Here is a 15,532-nt window from a genome sequence, read left to right as displayed (position 1 = left end):
ACGGTATTTTCAGAGCACTTCCAGCCTCTGGCCTGTAGCTCTTTAGTCATTCGAGGCGAGCCATAAACCTTAAGGTTGTGGTCTTTATGTATGGCTTTAATTTCTGCAAGCAATTCTAACTGAGTGCATTTTCTCTGAGTTGACGGCTGGCTAACATAGTACCTATAACCAGCTCTTGAAACGCCGAAAGCTGCGCACAGCTCTAGCTCCGAATAGTTACCCTGATCCTTCATTTTCTGAACTAGCTCATATTGTTGTGAGGATCGTTTCCCAATATGAGCGCAGCCTTTTTTAGGATTTCTTCACGGCGCTGTGACTTGGCTAGCTCTTGGCGCAGCCTCCTAACTTCCTCAGCTAACTCTGCGACCGAAGCCTCCTTGGGGACTTCGTTCATGCCCTCGCCTGAGGCTCGGTCACTCTCTGCGTCCCCAAGGAGCTTCTTTTTCCAGGCATAAAATTGGCTGGGCGAGATTTGGAAGTCTCTACAGATTTGGGTTACGCTTTTTGCACTACTCAGAAAGTAATCGATGACTTCCTGCTTAAATTCTTCGCTATGTCTTCTACGTGGTTGTGTCATGGTCTCTATGATTCCTTGGTATCAATTAGGAGACCTGCTGGCTAGTATTTTGGGGAAGTTCACTCAATCCCCATCTGAATCGCTGTGTCTCTGGTAAGAATGTAATCTTTCTGCATTTGTCGCCTAACGTCTAGCACACCAACCGCTGACCACTCAGCGCGCTACGTTTTTGGGTTGAAATTATCATAAAGGTCATTAATTCGGCCGGGAAGAGCTTGGGAGCTGCGCCTTGTTAGCCATTGGATGGCTTTCAATGAATCTCAGACGCGATATCAATCAGTCAAAGGCCTGTGTCATTGTTAGTTAGGTTTTACTCGTCGAAAAATAGCAACAAAACTCTTGGTTCTACTGAAAACTGCAATAAAAACAAAAAATAGCCCACTACTTTGGATGGGCTTCATTTCGACGTATTCCCAGCCTTCTTTACCTAGTTGGTCAAAGCGAAGATTCAAATCGTCTGGCAGTGATGATTCCGTAGCTAGTCCAGCCTTGAAGTGGAGCAGCTTATATTCGTAGCAAGCCATTATAGTGTATCCTTTTTAGTTGAATGGTGGAATGAGTGATAAGGTGAATTTTCAGCCTAACAATATTGATTCGTAGTGATTGGTGAGTGAGCTAACCTATCTGCAGCGCGATTAGCCGAGGCTACGATCATGGCTTGGGTTTAGCTGGCGGGCGGCATGTTTAGCTAGATGGATAGTTTTCATGATGGTAGCGTGATATGCCCATAGTTAGTAGCTGAAATTTTCAGTTTTCAGTGGACCTAATGAAGATTGCTAGAACGCTCTAATCAGTCAATGAAATAGCTAGCAACAAAATAGTTATCCACCGATCTCCAGCCAGAACGACGAGGTCTAGCTAGCTAGAACGCGGGCAAAAAAGGATCATTGCCCAGCCAGCTGAGATACAGGCATTTCACCAGAAGCGAAGCTCTTCATTGATACCGATTTCCTCACGGATTCTCGAACCGACTAACTTCATAGCGAGAGCTATGTTTCTAGTCGTGAGCTCTGCCTAGTTCGGTCGTTTTCTTCTTAAAAATTTATATAGGAGAATGAGATTATGGATACTCAAAAGTGCGATGATCCAGAGTAACGCCTTCGTTGATTTAAAGTAAGCAGAAGAGGCTTTTTGCTGATTCCAGTTTATCACTTTTTTGAGTGACTCGAACCTCTTCTTTTCTTCTTCATCCAGCTCTTCGTTCAGGAAGTCTCTTTCGATGTTGTCCAGCGCGGTTCTAGTCGGAAGCTTTACCAATGGTCCCGACAGGAATGATTCCATGAACAGAAAAATGGATGCTACTAAGATTAGTGGTGGAAATAATTTCATCATTTCTTATCGAGATTCTAGAGTTGAAGACCAGTCGGGGTTTCGATGTCTTCCTTGTTAGCCCAGCGATTGCGGGCGCTGTTTGCTTCCGAGCATGCCCCTTGCCCAAATAGAATCATTTTCATTTCTTCTAAAAAATACTAGCTTGGGTTAGATGTCCACAACGAGCCTCTAACTAGAGACAGTCAACCCCGTATAGAGAGGCTAGTAACTCTCCCATCACTACACTCCGATTCCCGTCAAAGTCAGCAACTTCCACTCGGTAAAATGTGGTCTGGTTTGGCGATGAATCAACCGACGGACTATATCGGGCAATTGCGTGCCATGAGATCCCTCTAACCTGTCTCTGAATAATCGGCTTCTTGAACAGACTAACGACCAATGAGAAATGGTCATCCTCGGCATTGAGCTCTAGCCGCGTGAACAGCACACAGAGCACACCTAGTAATGTGATAGAGGCAATCAAGACTACCAATTTACCAAATAATAGTGACTCAAACGGGAGCAGTGCACCAACAAAGACTACAAACAGCGGTAAGATGAACGCATTCATCAGCACTATCGAAAGGCGAGGTCTAAATTGTCGTCTCAGCGTTTCCATTTTTGAAAATGTCATAGTGGAGGCAGTGTGGGAAACAAGTCTCGAACCGAGGGGCGTTCGACCGGAGGTAGCTAACAAGAATCAGCTACAGCCGAGCTTACCTCCCACAACTTGTTGGGTATTGTCGTATAGTGCTAGAAGGCAATCAAGAGGATGCACTACGTGCGAGATGAAGTGCTGTGTCAAGGTACTCCAAGGCGCTAGTGACAAGAAGGCGCTCGAGGTAGTAATCTCCAACAGCTTCCGGCTCAATCCCCTGCTCAGATAAACCACGCCAGTAGAGAAATGCCCTGAGAATGACGTCATGATCGTCGCATCGTATCAGACAGTTGTTATGCAACGAACTGCACACGTTGAAGCGCTGCTGCATGGATTGTACCGTTAGCGAAATTGCCTCTTGAACAGTGAGCAACCTTAGCGATGGATCAGCCCACGCTGCGAACGCATCGGCATCTTCGTGTGTTAAGTTGAGGGCTGGAATTTCAGCAATTTCACCGTCTAAGACCCCTCGTTGCTTCAAGTCCGCAACTAGTTCATTTGTGTGGTAATTCATTCGCCCTGGCATTCTCTCCGCTACGGTCTTGTATCCCGTTTCCGAGGTGAATCGCCGCATACAATCAAGCGTGACAACACTTGTGACTTCGAACGCTCCGATAGAGAACGTGTCGTTACTTACGCGGATCTTGCCAGCTGGGCATTTGTAGTACTTCAGTCCTGCAGCTTTCATGAGTTCTTTGGATATTTTGTCAGATAGGGATGTTAATTGCCCGACAGTACTAGTTCGTTGTAATGGTTCAGTGATTTAGCCTATCAGCGGCGTGGTTAGCCGAGGCTACGATCATGGCTTGGGCTGAGCTGGCGGGCGGCATGTTTAGCTAGATGGATAGTTTTCATGATGGTAGTGGGCTGCGCCCATAGTTAGCTACATAACAATTTGTTTCAAGAAGGCACCAATCTGCGCGATGCCTGTGTAGCCAGCTGCAAACTGAGCAATGGCAACAGCAGCCACGGTAAACTGGGACACACTTAACAAACCAACACCAAATTGGCTGATAGAAATTGCCCCTGCAGCAAATTGACCGATGGCGATAATGCCTACCGCTGGCACGGGTCTACCATTAGCTCGATATTTGAACGAGATGTGCAGAATCGGCAAGCCCATCAACTTTGCCTCCGACTTATATTCATAACCGTAACCATCAAACTTGTCTTTCGCTGGCTCAGGAGCGCCACAGTTTGGACAAGCTCTGGCTTGTTCGCTGACCTCATGTTTACATTCTCGGCATGGTTTCATTTTGATAGAAAATTATCGGTTCTTAGTAATCTCGGTGAGCTTAGTCATTTCAGTCATAGAACGCTGCGAGTGTTCTCATAGAGATAGAAGTGATAGAAATGTCAGCTCGCTGCTATGATGATAGATCTCTAACTTGGGTCAATAAAATAGCAACTCGATGTCACCAGCCCACACACAAGTCTGGCTGGCAGCTCGGCAGTTAGAGAGCTAGCTGGCACAGGCTCCCTGTCTGAAAATACCATCGGTAGAGGCTTTCTCCGTGATTTGATCAACGAGTGACTTCTCTCCGCATAGTGTAACGCCCATGTATGTCTCAGTCATTACTGTGATGCTCTTATCCGGAATGGAGAAGTCATACCGGGTGACTTCTTGCGCGCCCCAAAGCCCCCAGCTGTCGCCTTTGTATTCCGCGTTGAAATGAACAACTAGGTATTCACAGAATCGCTTGAGGAACACGTCATCATATTCCTTGTCCCATATTTTTCGCTCCTCCTTTTTGGGTATGCATAGAAATTTCACAAAACATCTTATCTGTTAGTTCTATAGATATGTAAATACCTAGTAGTATGCGTTATCTTCTAATTCTGACAATCTCTGCATCTGAATCAGCAACGTCAGTATCAACGGGAGATTTACCCTCCGCATAATGCTCTTGGTAAATCACCAAGCCATATTTATCGTTCAACTTATGAGTCAGTACATAGACCGAAATAACACCATCATCACTAATGATAAAATCAGTAATGGAAGCCATCAAGCCAACATGAGCATCCTTGGAAAGCATTGATCTGACATATCCAGCAGGTTTTGGAAATTCAGTGTTCATTAACTTAATATGAAGTTCATCCACTTCCTTCTTCGTATAACCATAACCATCTGCATCAGGTGAGCGGATCAAGTAATCTTCATTTAGCCGATAACTTGGAGCACATGATTGTAGAGAAATCACAATTACTATACCCAAAGCAATTATTCCGCTTCTCTTCATCGTCGTGAAATTATTTAGCATAACAGTCTTGGTTCGTAGTAATTCGAGAGTGGCCTAACCTATCTGCGGCGGGATTAGCCGAGGCTGCGATCATGGCTTCGGCTGATGGTTGCGAGCCGCGCCCTTAGTTAGTAGCTGAAATTTTTCAGTGAACCTAATGAAGTTTGCTAGATCGCTCTAATCAGTCAATCAAATAGCTAGCGACAAAATAGTTAACCACAGATTACACAGATTACCCACAGCTCTGGACGCGGTAAAAAACGGTGCCACATATCTAGCTGAGAACAGTTTTCCCCCACTCGAAAAAATGTTATTCAGCTCGATTATTAGCGTATTTTTCAGGATAGATATATGTTTGCCTCCCATCCTTATCAAAGGTCACAATTGCATGCTGCGGGTTTTGCTCTAGGCCGAATTGCCACATCGACCCCGAGGTCCGCAGTTTAGATCGTAGATTCTCGTGCTCTGCATCCGAAATAATGAAGTGGCGCAGACCAGATTCTAGCGCGTTATCATGAGTAATTTGAAATGGTTCACTCGTATTTGATAACCATGTATCTAGTTTACCCACCGATGATAAATAGTAAAAATCGGCCTGAGAGTTAGATCCCTGCTGACGAGCTTCAGTAGTATGACGCCCAGAACGAGGTGTATTCCAAGAACATGAAACTAGAGAGCTAGCAGATAGAATTATGATTGTAGATCGGAAGAGCATGGCAATATAACAGAACATTATTGGTTTGTTGTAAAAGTGGAATGATTTCACAGATAGCCCATCGATCTGGACAAGGCGAAAAAACTCAGCTAACTGAGAAATGATACTAACAAAAATGTATTCATGCTAAGTCCCAGCTCCATAGTATAGGAATCTGTGCAGTCTGTGGTTAGAAATCAGTGCTGGTTTACTCTCGATGCTGGGCACAGATTAGTCGTCGTTCTTGGCTCTAGCCGCATCATCCTTGATGCGTTTAACGAACTCCTCAAGCGGGACTGTTTCACGGTTCTCATTGCTTGAATCAAAATCTCCGTCCCAATCAAAGCCGCTCATACCAACAAGCTCATTTTTGACACGATGCATACAGAATGGGCCGAGCGGATGGAAGTAATTCCGGCTCATGCTGTCTAGAAATAGAATGTAATCTTTAGATTTAGTTAGCTCGCAAGGGCTCTCGTCATAGCTGTAGCCACAGGGAACAAAGATCACTGAATCAACTTGATTTTCGTCGTCCTTGATTACGCTAACAACTCTAATGACAGCAATCGAGTGTGGCCCCGTCCACGCACCTTCGAGAATACTCTCCTTGCCACCACTTGAGTCCTCAACTTCTCCAGCTACGGTTATAATATCGAGCACAACACCTCGAATAATGGCATCTGACCGTTCGCACTTTTCAGCAAACTTCAGAGGAACAACAAATGCGTAACATGGCGAGAGCATGATCAAGGTTGCTAGGATTGCTTGAATTAGGGTCTTCATTCTTTGAGATGACTGTATGGGTTTGCGGTAATGGTTTCCTGACTTAAACTATCTGCACCAGATTAGCTGGTCAGCGCTAAGCTGATAGAAACCTCAGCTCGCCGCTATGATGATAGATCTCTAACTTGGGTCAATAAAATAGCAACTCGATGTCACCAGCCCCCATAATTCAGGCTGGCAGCCCGAAGCTAAAGAGCTAGCTGGCTCAGGTCCCCTAGCTGGAAGTCCAAAGCGGTGCTGAAGCACACGCACTCAAAACGCAGCTGCCCAATTTGAGTTTGTTAGCTAGCCGCTAGCTAGCTTTCGATAAGGTCGTTCTACCTTAACTTAGGTTCAAGTCATTCCCCCGCTCGCCCCTAGCTGAGCTGGTGGCTGAGCTGGGATGATGGGGAGGATTTTTACGACCACGATGAGGAATCTCAGAGCGACGTTAGAAAATTGCTCAGCAGCCTCCGCGTGGTGATTTACTGGAAGCTAAATTTAACCAGCACGCCTTTGTGATCGGATGGCCAATGGATTTCATCACAAATAAATTGATCTTGGCCGGTATTTTTAATGAGTTTGTTAAACTGATAGCTCTCTTGTGGGCCGACGATAAATGCATCTTTTGCCTGAAGGTTGAGCTTTCGATAATAGATATAATCAATGCGGTCTCTTTCATCGGAGAGCGGCGTCCAGGTCGTTGGTTTTTGCTCGTATGCCGGGCTTGGCCAGGTGATCCCTGGATGGGTCACTGGGTCTGGGTATAACTCACGATAAGCATCGATGAAGCCATTTGATTTCAGTTTCTGACTATTTTTCCAAGGAATGACGAGACCTCCGTGACCATATAGATCTTTGGTTGACTCAATCCAGTCGAGGTGGGAGCCATCATTAAAATCGCCAGCCAAAATGATAGATTTACCTTTAAGCTGAGGTGATTTGGCATAATCACAAAAAGCTTTGATAGCCGGTCCCTTATAAGAAGACTGGTTATATGAAATGATTTTATCTACATCCAGCTCATAGTCAGGCACCCCATCCTTGTCTTTATCGATAAGCTTAAATTTAGGAGTGCCCCCATTATACCCACGGACAAGGTTCAGCCCATAGTATTTCCAATCAAGGTGAGCACTGCAGACAACAAGCTCTTGTTTGTTAGTCAGCTCTAAGTGGTAGGCGATGATAGATCCTCTATCAATCTTAGTTTTATCAAAAACGACTTCCGTTTTTATGATAGGAAAACGGCTGATCAGACCAACATCACCACCTCCAAATTTGCCATGATAGGTCTTTCCACTCTCAGCTAGTTTTTGAATAATTTTTTCATGCCAGTCACCCTTTTTATTACGGACTTCTGAAAATGCGATGATGTCAGCATCAGATTCTATGATGGCTGTAGCGATGTGATCAATACCATCTTTCACACGATGAGCCTCGTTCCATATATTAAATTGTAGGATGCTAAACTCAGCTTTATTCGCGTGGCAAAGTGTACTCATAAAGAGTAAGAGTAAAATGATTTTCATAGCTTATATAGATTGTTAATAACAATATTGATTCGTTATAATAATTTGAGGCTTATATATTTCCGCTCCCAACCCAACTAAGATCACCATCATGGCTTTTGCTCAGCTGACAGGCATCTTGATTTGTTAACTTGAGAGCGTTCATGCTAGCGAATCACCTGCAAATTTTATTCGTGTGAAGTTTTGAGTTTTCAGAGAATGCCCGCTACAGTTCACTGCCTGATAGATCATCCTTTGAATTTACCGAAGGATGATAGAAAACTCTAATGAGTCAATGAAATAGCTAGCTGGCTGTAAGACTTAATGGTTTCACCATTCCCACTGCCCCCTGCGGCACAGCCTCCAAGATGGCGTCAATGCCTTTGCTGTTTGATAGACTAAATATCTTGGCATCTAGAGCTATGATGGAGTGCATGGACGATTAATCTCAGAGAGCAACATGTCTGGCTTCATATTATGGAAAGCTGGCAAAGATTCAACAGAGCTGGCTGGCGACGAGCTTAACATTTCTGTTAGCTCTCAGAATGGGAAAGGTGAACTAGCGAGAAGATTCGCAGCTTGTTACGAGCTTTGTCACTTTCCTCACTTAGTTCGATTTGTTAATCTTTTTGGGCTCCGCGAAAGGATCATCGAAAAGATCCGGGTAATCATCCACAACAGTTCGCAGCGGCAAGCGGTACACCTCATGATTTGTCGGCCCCCTGAAGATCAGGCTCCCGAAGTCTATTCCCCCCAGGGGAACTGAGAATGCAGCTCGTATCACGCCGTCAGCTTGTATTTCGAATCTGACCTGTAGCTGTTCCGCCCACTCCCTATCAGGGCCTGCAGCATAGAGTAAATCCAAACGGGCTGGCGCTGCTCCAGGCTCACGATCTACGGGCTTCCACTCGACCGCGAACGAGACCGAGTCATCAAACATCTGACTAGTTACACCGGCGCCAATCTTCGTGAGTTGCTCCTTAGACTCAACGAGACGAAGCATCGGACTCGCATGCAGCGCAGAGCACCAGAGCGCAGCTATGAGGGTGAGGTAGAGTTGCCTAGTCTTCATTTCTAATGATCGAGCTTTTTAATTAATTGGCTAACTCTAAGGGTTCTTCACACGAAAAACACAAATCAAAATTACCGGGATTGATTTCTCCGCAGCTGGAGCAAGCCACTTCCAGATTAGCTTTCTCAGAATTTGTCACCATCGTGCGCTTCATAATCTCCCATGCGCGAGGGTAATCCTCATCATTCATGACACAAATGTTAGGATAGAACTCTGGAATCGGTATGTCCGATAGACCTGACATTGTTGCATGTTCATTTCTAAGCATCACAGCTATCCCCTCGGCTTCTAGAATCGACTTATAATAGGCTACAGTTGAATGGTCCTTATGGCGGTAGAGCTCTTTCATGATTTATATTCAAGATGTGTGGGGCACTTTGATGACTAGAAATTCTATGCTCTCAGTGGCGAGATTAGCCAAGCATAAGCTTAGCGATTTGCTTGATAGAAAATGTCAGCTTGTCGCATGATGATAGATCTCTAACTCAGGTCAACAAAATAGCTCTTACCACAGACAGAACAACATAGAAGTTAACCGCAGATTTCACAGATTGGCTATGGCTCTCGACGTGGTAGAAAAAACTCAGCTAGCGGGTCAATCACACTAGTTAGCTTCCCAAGCTAGCCATGTGTGGGTTTCATAAAATCGAAATCTGCGCAATCTGTGCTTAGAAAACATTTCCCTCACGCTCACCCAACATCTTGGATGTCACCTGCCAACCCAGCCAGCTACGCGAGATCGCAGACCTTATGAGCTGAGGTCCTGAAGTAGCTGGCATCCCAACCACCAAAACACAAAAAAGCCATCTATTTGTTATAGATGGCCTTCAATCCCTTATACTTCAATGGTGCGCGCGAGAGGAATCGAACCTCCACGGGGTCGCCCCCACATGAACCTGAATCATGCGCGTCTACCAATTCCGCCACGCGCGCCTTGAAGTTGGCGGAAGAAATCATTTGTGGCGGAAAATTGCAACAAGTTTTCGCAAAAAAAATGCGCCAGCGTGTTTGAGATACCAGCGTATCCCCCACCAGCCAGCTTACTTTCAATGATTTCCATGGTGCCGCCTACCGACCAGCGAGCTGGACGTTCCTATAAGTCCTATAAGTCCTATGAGCCACTAGCTGATTGCCGCTGAGATTGATATCCAGCCAGCTAACCCGAGCTCACTTGCATTTCACGACCGTCATGGCTTTGTCGAGCTGGCAACCCGAGTGCTCGACAATGGCAAAGTTGTCTCCATGCGCGTTTGCAGCGTGGACGCTCAAGCCAGCTAGCTAGCGATATCAATCAAACACTTAAAAGATTCAGCTTTGCTAAAAGTGGCTGCGGGTGATTGAATGCGCCATATGACGCAAACAAAATCACCCCTGTGGCGAGCGCTGGCTCCGCTGGCCTCAATCCGGCTTACCGTTGGATTGTTAGTAGCGGCGATGGTGTTGGTTTATTTTGCGACCATTGCGCAGGCAGACCAAGGGATATGGGAAATCCAGCGTCGCTTCTTTCGCAGCTTTTGGTGTTATTACGATTTCAAATCCACGCCAGTTTACCATTCCGCCGACGATACGACCGAGCCAGCCAAAGTACTATTTCGGCTATTTTTGCCGGGCGGTTATTTGATTGGCGGACTGCTGCTCATCAACTTGCTGTTAGCTCCTATTTTCCACTACCAGCTGAAGTGGAAAAAACTAGGTATTTGGGCCATCCACATTGGTGTTTTGCTCTTGCTTGTTAGCGAGCTATTCACCGGCATCTTCAGCCAGGAAGGGAAAATGAATATTCCCGAGGGAGGTCAGTCTAACTACGCGGAAAAAGTCACCCCCATGCATACCGAAATCTGCCTGAAGCAATTGCCAGCTAATGATACTTCAGTTAATTCAATGAGCTCGGCAGCATCAGCCACTGGCCGACCAAATGGAGAATTTGCCGTATTGCAGAATGATTTTCTAGTCGACGAGCCAGTCGTCGATCCATCTAGCCAGCTATCTATCAAGGTGCTCACCTTTTTCCCCAATGCCTTAATCATTCCACGGCACACCGAGGAAACCGGCTACTACCATCCACCGTGCAACCGCGGCTCAGGGCTGCACATTGCCTTCCAGCCACAGCCGTATAACCATCTGGAAAATAACAACCCGCCAAACCATCCAGCGGCATTGATAGAAGTGAGAGATTCTCGCTCTAATGAATCGATTGGCAAATTCTTCTGCACCACTAGCATCCATGCACCAGATCGTTTTGAATACAATGGTCATAACTACGAGATCTCGCTGCGACCAGAGCGCATCCATCTCCCATTTGCAGTCCAGTTAGACGACTTTACCTTCACCCGTTACCCAGGCACCCAAACACCAAAAGATTACCGCTCTGAGGTCACGCTGATAGAACCCGATGGCGCTAGCTCGCGCCAACTAAGCATCTGGATGAACCACCCGCTGCGCAAAGATGGATTCACATTATTCCAGCACAGCTTTGGCAGTCAGGAGGACAGCACCGTGCTCAATGTGGTGAAAAACCCTAGCTGGCCGCTGCCCTACATCGCCTTTGCGCTGGTCACCTTCGGGCTGATTTTCCAGTTCTCCTTCTCGCTAACAAGATTCCTCAAACCAGCTAGTTCACCAGCTAACAAAGCCTCATGAAATCATCTCGCCACAGAATCATCCAGCTGGCGACCGTCGCCATCGTCGGGCTCTACTTCGCTCTAACTATTTGGCAAAACCAACGCCAAGCAGAATCTAGCTGGGATCAATTTGCCGCCATCCCCATCGTCTCAGGTGGCCGCATCCAGCCAGTTGATAGCTATGCGCGCAACCAGCTGATGTCGCTCAGCGGCAAGTCATCTATCAAGCTAAAGGAAACGGGTGAAAAGCTTGGCCCACGCGCATGGTTTGCCGAGGTCCTTTTCCTGCCAGAGCTAGCATCTACACGTCCGTGTTTTCGGGTAGAAAACGAGGAAGTGAAAGCGCTTTTTGGCGAGCAAGCGAGCGCGGAAAAGAACTTCAGCTACCAGCAAATCCAGCCGGGCATGGAGAAGATTGCCCAGCTAGCTGAGCGCGCCGAGGCCAAAGAGAAACCACAGCTCACGGTATTCGACCAGCAGATCTCACAGCTGCACAAAAAGCTCAAAACATTCCGTGAACTCAGCCAATGCCTGCCAGCTCACATTGCCGCTGGCGAAGTGCTCACCGAGCAAGAGCTCATCACCATCGTCACCGCCAACCAAGGTCTCAAGCTGCTGCTAGTTCCGCCAGCAGATGAAAAACAGCCGCTAACAAAGTGGCAAAACCTCGGCACCTATTTGGCAAAAAATCCTGCCGTCGCATGGCCAGCTGGAAATGATGGCCAGACTAACTGGTTTACTTTAGCCCACGCCTATCAGGCAGCAAATGGCCAGCCAGATGAAAACTTCCAGCAATGCTGCGCCAGCTACCTTGAGCAAGTTAGAACGAGCACTCCTGATGGTCTGCACAAGGCGGATCACGAATTCACCTTCTACCAGCTGGCACCATTTCAGCGCTCATTACCGCTGTATTTGTTAGCTGGCCTCATCATCCTCGCTAGCTGGAGTTTTTCCAGCCAGCGCACCGCTAGCTGGCTAACGGTAGCCATGACGCTACTGACTACGTTGTGGGTCATCCACACCTGCGGGCTGGCCATGCGCGTCTACCTATCAGGTCGTCCACCTGTGACTAACCTCTATTCCTCAGCGGTCTTCATTGGCTGGGCCGCTATTAGTTTTGCTCTACTGATAGAATCTAAGTTATTGAAAAATGGCATTGGCGGATTCATAGCTAGCGTGATCGGAACCGCCACGCTCATCATTGCCTATCAGCTCTCCTTTGACGGTGATACCATGGAGGTGAAACAAGCGGTGTTGGATAGTAATTTCTGGCTAGCCACCCACGTCATCATCATCACGCTGGGGTACTCGGCTAACTACCTGCTAGGTCTGCTCGCCATCACCCACACGCTGCGCAGCTGGCTGAGTGGGAGTTTCACTAACAAACAGGTAAAACAAAGCTACCAGCTGATCTACGGCGTCACCTGTTTTGCGCTGTTATTCTCATTCATCGGCACCATCCTTGGCGGTATTTGGGCCGACCAGAGCTGGGGCCGCTTCTGGGGCTGGGACCCCAAAGAAAATGGCGCGCTGATGATTGTGCTATGGAATACCATCATGCTGCACGCTCGCCTATCAGGTCTGTGCCGCGTACGTGGATTCATTGCCATGGGCATCTTCAGCATGGTGATCACCTCGTGGTCGTGGTTTGGCACTAACTTACTTGGCATCGGCCTGCATTCCTATGGATTCCGCGAGGGCGCCATGCAGAAACTTGCCATCGTTTGTGCGGCGCTCACATTGATCGCCATCGCCTCGCTTGCTAAGAAACACAGGACCAAAGAGTCGTGAGAATCACGTCACCTGAAATTTAGTTTTTGTTTGATTTTATCACGAATAAAAGAGCTATACTTCAGTAAAACACTTAATTCATACTTGTTAAGTACACAAACCTATGTTTACTTGTGACCTTGCGATGTGGCTCATCGCGCTGCAAAATGAAACTGTTTCACTCCATCACCCGGTTAGTCAACTGGATCAAACCTCCTAAGCGCTGGGTGCTCCCAGTTATTGTCATGCTAGGTATTCTTGTTGGCACCGCTGCCAGCGTGCTGCACATCTCTAATGCCACCTCGTACTTATCCGACGAGCCCGAAGCGTGCATGAACTGCCACATCATGGCTCCGCAGTATGCTACCTGGCAACGCGGCAGCCACGCCAAGGTAGCCACTTGTAACGACTGTCACGTTCCTAACGACAACTATTTACGCAAGTACTTATTTAAAGCCAAAGACGGCGCCCGTCACGGCTACATGTTCACCTTCCGCTTAGAGCCGCAGGTGATTCAAGTTCACGAACCCGGCATGCGTGTGATTCAGGAAAACTGCATCCGCTGCCACGAAAACCTTCTTGGCGATACCAATCACCTCGCCATCAGCTTTGACGACGCAGAAGCAGGCAACGGCACCTTGTGCTGGGATTGCCACCGCCAAACACCTCACGGTCGCGTCAACAGCCTCTCGTCCGTACCACACGCACGCGTTCCCCAGCTTAGCGATCCATTGCCAAAATGGCTCAGCCAAGAGCTCAAAGAAAAACAAAGCATCGAATTTAAAAACCAAGAGTAAGCAATGAAAAGCATCAGCGATACAGTAGAAAAAAAACCCTGGGTCGGTTGGCTCGTCTTCGGCGCCACCGTAGGTGCAGTCATTGTGGCTGGCCTGCTAGCTAGCTCCATCATGGAACGCCGATCTGAGGCAAAACAAATTGGCATGGTCAATCCGATTGCCGATTGGGAACCACGTAACGAAGTATGGGGCGCCAATTTCCCGCGCCAATACGAGACCTACATGGATACTAAGGACACCTCATTCCGCAGTCTCAATGGCGGCGGTGCCCACCGCGACTACCTCGAAGATTATCCAAACCTCGTCGTTCTCTGGGCCGGATACGGTTTTGCTAAAGATTACGAACAAGGACGCGGCCACTACTACGCCGTGGAAGATATTCGCAATACCTACCGCACCAACGCTGGCATGCCATCCACATGCTGGAGCTGTAAGAGCACAGACGTGCCTCGCGTGATGGAAGAACAAGGTGTGGCTGAATTTTACGATGGCAGCTGGTTTGACCGCGGCCACGAGATCGTCAACACCATCGGTTGCCAAGACTGTCACGATCCTAAAAACATGAACCTGCGCATTTCTCGCCCAGCGCTAGCGGAAGCACTCGCTCGCCGCGGCGAAGACATCAACGACGCCACTCACAACGAGATGCGTTCATTGGTCTGTGCCCAGTGTCACGTGGAATATTACTTTGATAAAAGCGACGGCAAAAAGAACTACCTCACCTTCCCATGGGATAAAGGCTTCTCTGCTGAATCCATGGAAGAATACTACGATGAGATCGAGTTTAGCGACTGGACTCACAAGCTGAGTAAAGCGCCAATGCTGAAAGCTCAGCACCCAGATTACGAGCTCTACATGACCGGCATCCACGCCGAGCGCGGCGTTTCATGTGCCGACTGTCACATGCCTTACAAGAGCGAAGGTGCGGTCAAATTCACCGACCACAAAATCCAGAGCCCACTCAACAACGTAGCGAACTCATGCCAAGTTTGTCACCGCCAGAGCGAGCAAACATTGCTAGAAAACGTCTACTCACGCCAAGAAAAAGTCATGGGGTTGAGAAAGATCGTCGAGCAAACATTGGCCACCGCCCACATCGAAGCCAAAGCCGCTTGGGATGCTGGTGCTACCGAAGAGGAAATGAAACCTGCCCTCACCCTCATCCGTCACGCTCAGTGGCGCTGGGACTGGGTAGCTGCTGCTAACGGATCAGGATTCCACGCACCTAATACCGCGCTGGAAGTACTCGGCACATCCATCCAAAAAGCCGAGGAATCACGCCGCCTGCTCGCCAAGATCCTCTGGACTCACGGAGTTACAGATCCAGTGCCACTTCCTGACATTTCTAGCAAAGCCAAAGCACAAGCCTACATCGGCCTAGACATGGCCATGGAAGAAGAAATGAAACAAAAGGCGAAGAAAGAAATCTTCCCTGAGTGGGACAAAAAAGCTGCCGAGCGCCAAAGCAAAATGGACACGCCAGCAAACGTCGACGACAAAAAGAGCGACTACTAATCAT

18 protein-coding genes and 1 tRNA gene are annotated in these 15,532 nt (G+C 47.6%); 4 read left to right on the top strand and 15 right to left on the bottom strand.

Annotation, left to right across the window (positions count from 1 at the left end; translation table 11 throughout):
* From JIN82_RS05960 to JIN82_RS05900, 15 genes are all read right to left on the bottom strand, one after another.
* Window positions 1-233 (bottom strand): IS3 family transposase (locus tag JIN82_RS05960; protein WP_200310074.1); only part of this gene is annotated, 233 nt, incomplete at its 3' end.
* 8 nt (window positions 234-241) lie between these two features.
* Entirely contained in the window at window positions 242-577 is a 336-nt protein-coding gene (gene tnpA / locus JIN82_RS05955; RefSeq protein ID WP_200310073.1) for an IS66 family insertion sequence element accessory protein TnpA, read from the bottom strand.
* 1,014 nt (window positions 578-1,591) lie between these two features.
* Window positions 1,592-1,909, bottom strand: coding sequence for a hypothetical protein (locus JIN82_RS17150; protein ID WP_234041804.1), 318 nt, complete (start codon window positions 1,907-1,909; stop codon window positions 1,592-1,594).
* A gap of 172 nt (window positions 1,910-2,081) precedes the next feature.
* The gene (locus tag JIN82_RS05950; RefSeq protein WP_200310721.1) at window positions 2,082-2,459 is read right to left on the bottom strand and encodes a protein kinase family protein; all 378 of its coding nucleotides are present in this window, start codon (window positions 2,457-2,459) and stop codon (window positions 2,082-2,084) included.
* A gap of 193 nt (window positions 2,460-2,652) precedes the next feature.
* On the bottom strand, window positions 2,653-3,060 hold the full coding sequence (locus JIN82_RS05945; protein ID WP_234041803.1) for a hypothetical protein: 408 nt from the start codon (window positions 3,058-3,060) through the stop codon (window positions 2,653-2,655).
* 369 nt (window positions 3,061-3,429) lie between these two features.
* On the bottom strand, window positions 3,430-3,801 hold the full coding sequence (locus JIN82_RS05940) for a hypothetical protein (RefSeq protein ID WP_200310719.1): 372 nt from the start codon (window positions 3,799-3,801) through the stop codon (window positions 3,430-3,432).
* A gap of 207 nt (window positions 3,802-4,008) precedes the next feature.
* Window positions 4,009-4,320 (bottom strand): hypothetical protein, encoded by a 312-nt coding sequence (locus JIN82_RS05935; RefSeq protein ID WP_200310718.1) that lies wholly within the window; start codon window positions 4,318-4,320, stop codon window positions 4,009-4,011.
* Between the two features lie 52 nt (window positions 4,321-4,372).
* Window positions 4,373-4,789 (bottom strand): hypothetical protein, encoded by a 417-nt coding sequence (locus JIN82_RS05930; protein ID WP_234041802.1) that lies wholly within the window; start codon window positions 4,787-4,789, stop codon window positions 4,373-4,375.
* Between the two features lie 925 nt (window positions 4,790-5,714).
* A complete protein-coding gene (locus JIN82_RS05925) occupies window positions 5,715-6,266 on the bottom strand; it encodes a hypothetical protein (RefSeq protein ID WP_200310716.1) in 552 nt (183 codons plus the stop codon).
* A 464-nt stretch (window positions 6,267-6,730) separates the two neighbouring features.
* The gene (locus tag JIN82_RS05920) at window positions 6,731-7,774 is read right to left on the bottom strand and encodes an endonuclease/exonuclease/phosphatase family protein (protein ID WP_200310715.1); all 1,044 of its coding nucleotides are present in this window, start codon (window positions 7,772-7,774) and stop codon (window positions 6,731-6,733) included.
* Window positions 7,775-8,057: 283 nt separating this feature from the next.
* Window positions 8,058-8,189 (bottom strand): hypothetical protein, encoded by a 132-nt coding sequence (locus JIN82_RS17460; RefSeq protein ID WP_267906508.1) that lies wholly within the window; start codon window positions 8,187-8,189, stop codon window positions 8,058-8,060.
* Between the two features lie 171 nt (window positions 8,190-8,360).
* Window positions 8,361-8,825: a hypothetical protein gene (locus JIN82_RS05915; protein ID WP_200310714.1), complete on the bottom strand. Its 465-nt coding sequence runs from the start codon at window positions 8,823-8,825 to the stop codon at window positions 8,361-8,363.
* A gap of 22 nt (window positions 8,826-8,847) precedes the next feature.
* Window positions 8,848-9,174 carry a putative signal transducing protein gene (locus JIN82_RS05910; RefSeq protein WP_200310713.1) on the bottom strand — a complete coding sequence of 109 codons (327 nt, stop codon included), beginning with the start codon at window positions 9,172-9,174 and terminating at the stop codon, window positions 8,848-8,850.
* A 497-nt stretch (window positions 9,175-9,671) separates the two neighbouring features.
* Window positions 9,672-9,758 (bottom strand) — tRNA-Leu (locus JIN82_RS05905).
* Complete coding sequence (locus tag JIN82_RS05900) at window positions 9,727-9,885, bottom strand: hypothetical protein (RefSeq protein ID WP_200310712.1); 159 nt, start codon at window positions 9,883-9,885, stop codon at window positions 9,727-9,729. The genes JIN82_RS05905 and JIN82_RS05900 overlap by 32 nt, the downstream gene beginning before the upstream one ends.
* A 290-nt stretch (window positions 9,886-10,175) precedes the next feature.
* Here JIN82_RS05900 and JIN82_RS05895 point away from each other — a divergent pair, with 290 nt between their 5' ends.
* The 4 genes from JIN82_RS05895 (at window position 10,176) to nrfA (ending at window position 15,528) form a co-directional block, all read left to right on the top strand.
* The gene (locus tag JIN82_RS05895; protein ID WP_200310711.1) at window positions 10,176-11,465 is read left to right on the top strand and encodes a cytochrome c biogenesis ResB family protein; all 1,290 of its coding nucleotides are present in this window, start codon (window positions 10,176-10,178) and stop codon (window positions 11,463-11,465) included.
* Window positions 11,462-13,237 (top strand): cytochrome c biogenesis protein, encoded by a 1,776-nt coding sequence (locus JIN82_RS05890; RefSeq protein ID WP_200310710.1) that lies wholly within the window; start codon window positions 11,462-11,464, stop codon window positions 13,235-13,237. Before JIN82_RS05895 ends, JIN82_RS05890 begins: the two co-directional genes overlap by 4 nt.
* Window positions 13,238-13,383: 146 nt before the next feature.
* Window positions 13,384-14,013, top strand: coding sequence for a cytochrome c nitrite reductase small subunit (gene nrfH / locus JIN82_RS05885; RefSeq protein ID WP_234041801.1), 630 nt, complete (start codon window positions 13,384-13,386; stop codon window positions 14,011-14,013).
* Window positions 14,014-14,016: 3 nt separating this feature from the next.
* Window positions 14,017-15,528 (top strand): ammonia-forming cytochrome c nitrite reductase, encoded by a 1,512-nt coding sequence (gene nrfA, locus JIN82_RS05880; RefSeq protein WP_200310708.1) that lies wholly within the window; start codon window positions 14,017-14,019, stop codon window positions 15,526-15,528.
* The last annotated feature ends 4 nt before the right edge of the window (window positions 15,529-15,532 follow it).

It is taken from the genome of Persicirhabdus sediminis (assembly GCF_016595495.1).
Taxonomy (GTDB): domain Bacteria; phylum Verrucomicrobiota; class Verrucomicrobiia; order Verrucomicrobiales; family Akkermansiaceae; genus Persicirhabdus; species Persicirhabdus sediminis.
This window is presented reverse-complemented; position numbering and strand designations above follow the sequence as displayed.

Bases quoted from the DNA above. Each gene is read 5' to 3' on its own strand.
- tnpA (WP_200310073.1), bottom strand. From the start codon at position 577: ATGACACAACCACGTAGAAGACATAGCGAAGAATTTAAGCAGGAAGTC.
- JIN82_RS17150 (WP_234041804.1), bottom strand. From the start codon at position 1,909: ATGATGAAATTATTTCCACCACTAATCTTAGTAGCATCCATTTTTCTG.
- JIN82_RS05950 (WP_200310721.1), bottom strand. From the start codon at position 2,459: ATGAATGCGTTCATCTTACCGCTGTTTGTAGTCTTTGTTGGTGCACTG.
- JIN82_RS05945 (WP_234041803.1), bottom strand. From the start codon at position 3,060: ATGAATTACCACACAAATGAACTAGTTGCGGACTTGAAGCAACGAGGG.
- JIN82_RS05940 (WP_200310719.1), bottom strand. From the start codon at position 3,801: ATGAAACCATGCCGAGAATGTAAACATGAGGTCAGCGAACAAGCCAGA.
- JIN82_RS05930 (WP_234041802.1), bottom strand. From the start codon at position 4,789: ATGAAGAGAAGCGGAATAATTGCTTTGGGTATAGTAATTGTGATTTCT.
- JIN82_RS05925 (WP_200310716.1), bottom strand. From the start codon at position 6,266: ATGAAGACCCTAATTCAAGCAATCCTAGCAACCTTGATCATGCTCTCG.
- JIN82_RS05920 (WP_200310715.1), bottom strand. From the start codon at position 7,774: ATGAAAATCATTTTACTCTTACTCTTTATGAGTACACTTTGCCACGCG.
- JIN82_RS17460 (WP_267906508.1), bottom strand. From the start codon at position 8,189: ATGCACTCCATCATAGCTCTAGATGCCAAGATATTTAGTCTATCAAAC.
- JIN82_RS05915 (WP_200310714.1), bottom strand. From the start codon at position 8,825: ATGAAGACTAGGCAACTCTACCTCACCCTCATAGCTGCGCTCTGGTGC.
- JIN82_RS05910 (WP_200310713.1), bottom strand. From the start codon at position 9,174: ATGAAAGAGCTCTACCGCCATAAGGACCATTCAACTGTAGCCTATTAT.
- JIN82_RS05900 (WP_200310712.1), bottom strand. From the start codon at position 9,885: ATGGAAATCATTGAAAGTAAGCTGGCTGGTGGGGGATACGCTGGTATC.
- JIN82_RS05895 (WP_200310711.1), top strand. From the start codon at position 10,176: ATGACGCAAACAAAATCACCCCTGTGGCGAGCGCTGGCTCCGCTGGCC.
- JIN82_RS05890 (WP_200310710.1), top strand. From the start codon at position 11,462: ATGAAATCATCTCGCCACAGAATCATCCAGCTGGCGACCGTCGCCATC.
- nrfH (WP_234041801.1), top strand. From the start codon at position 13,384: ATGAAACTGTTTCACTCCATCACCCGGTTAGTCAACTGGATCAAACCT.
- nrfA (WP_200310708.1), top strand. From the start codon at position 14,017: ATGAAAAGCATCAGCGATACAGTAGAAAAAAAACCCTGGGTCGGTTGG.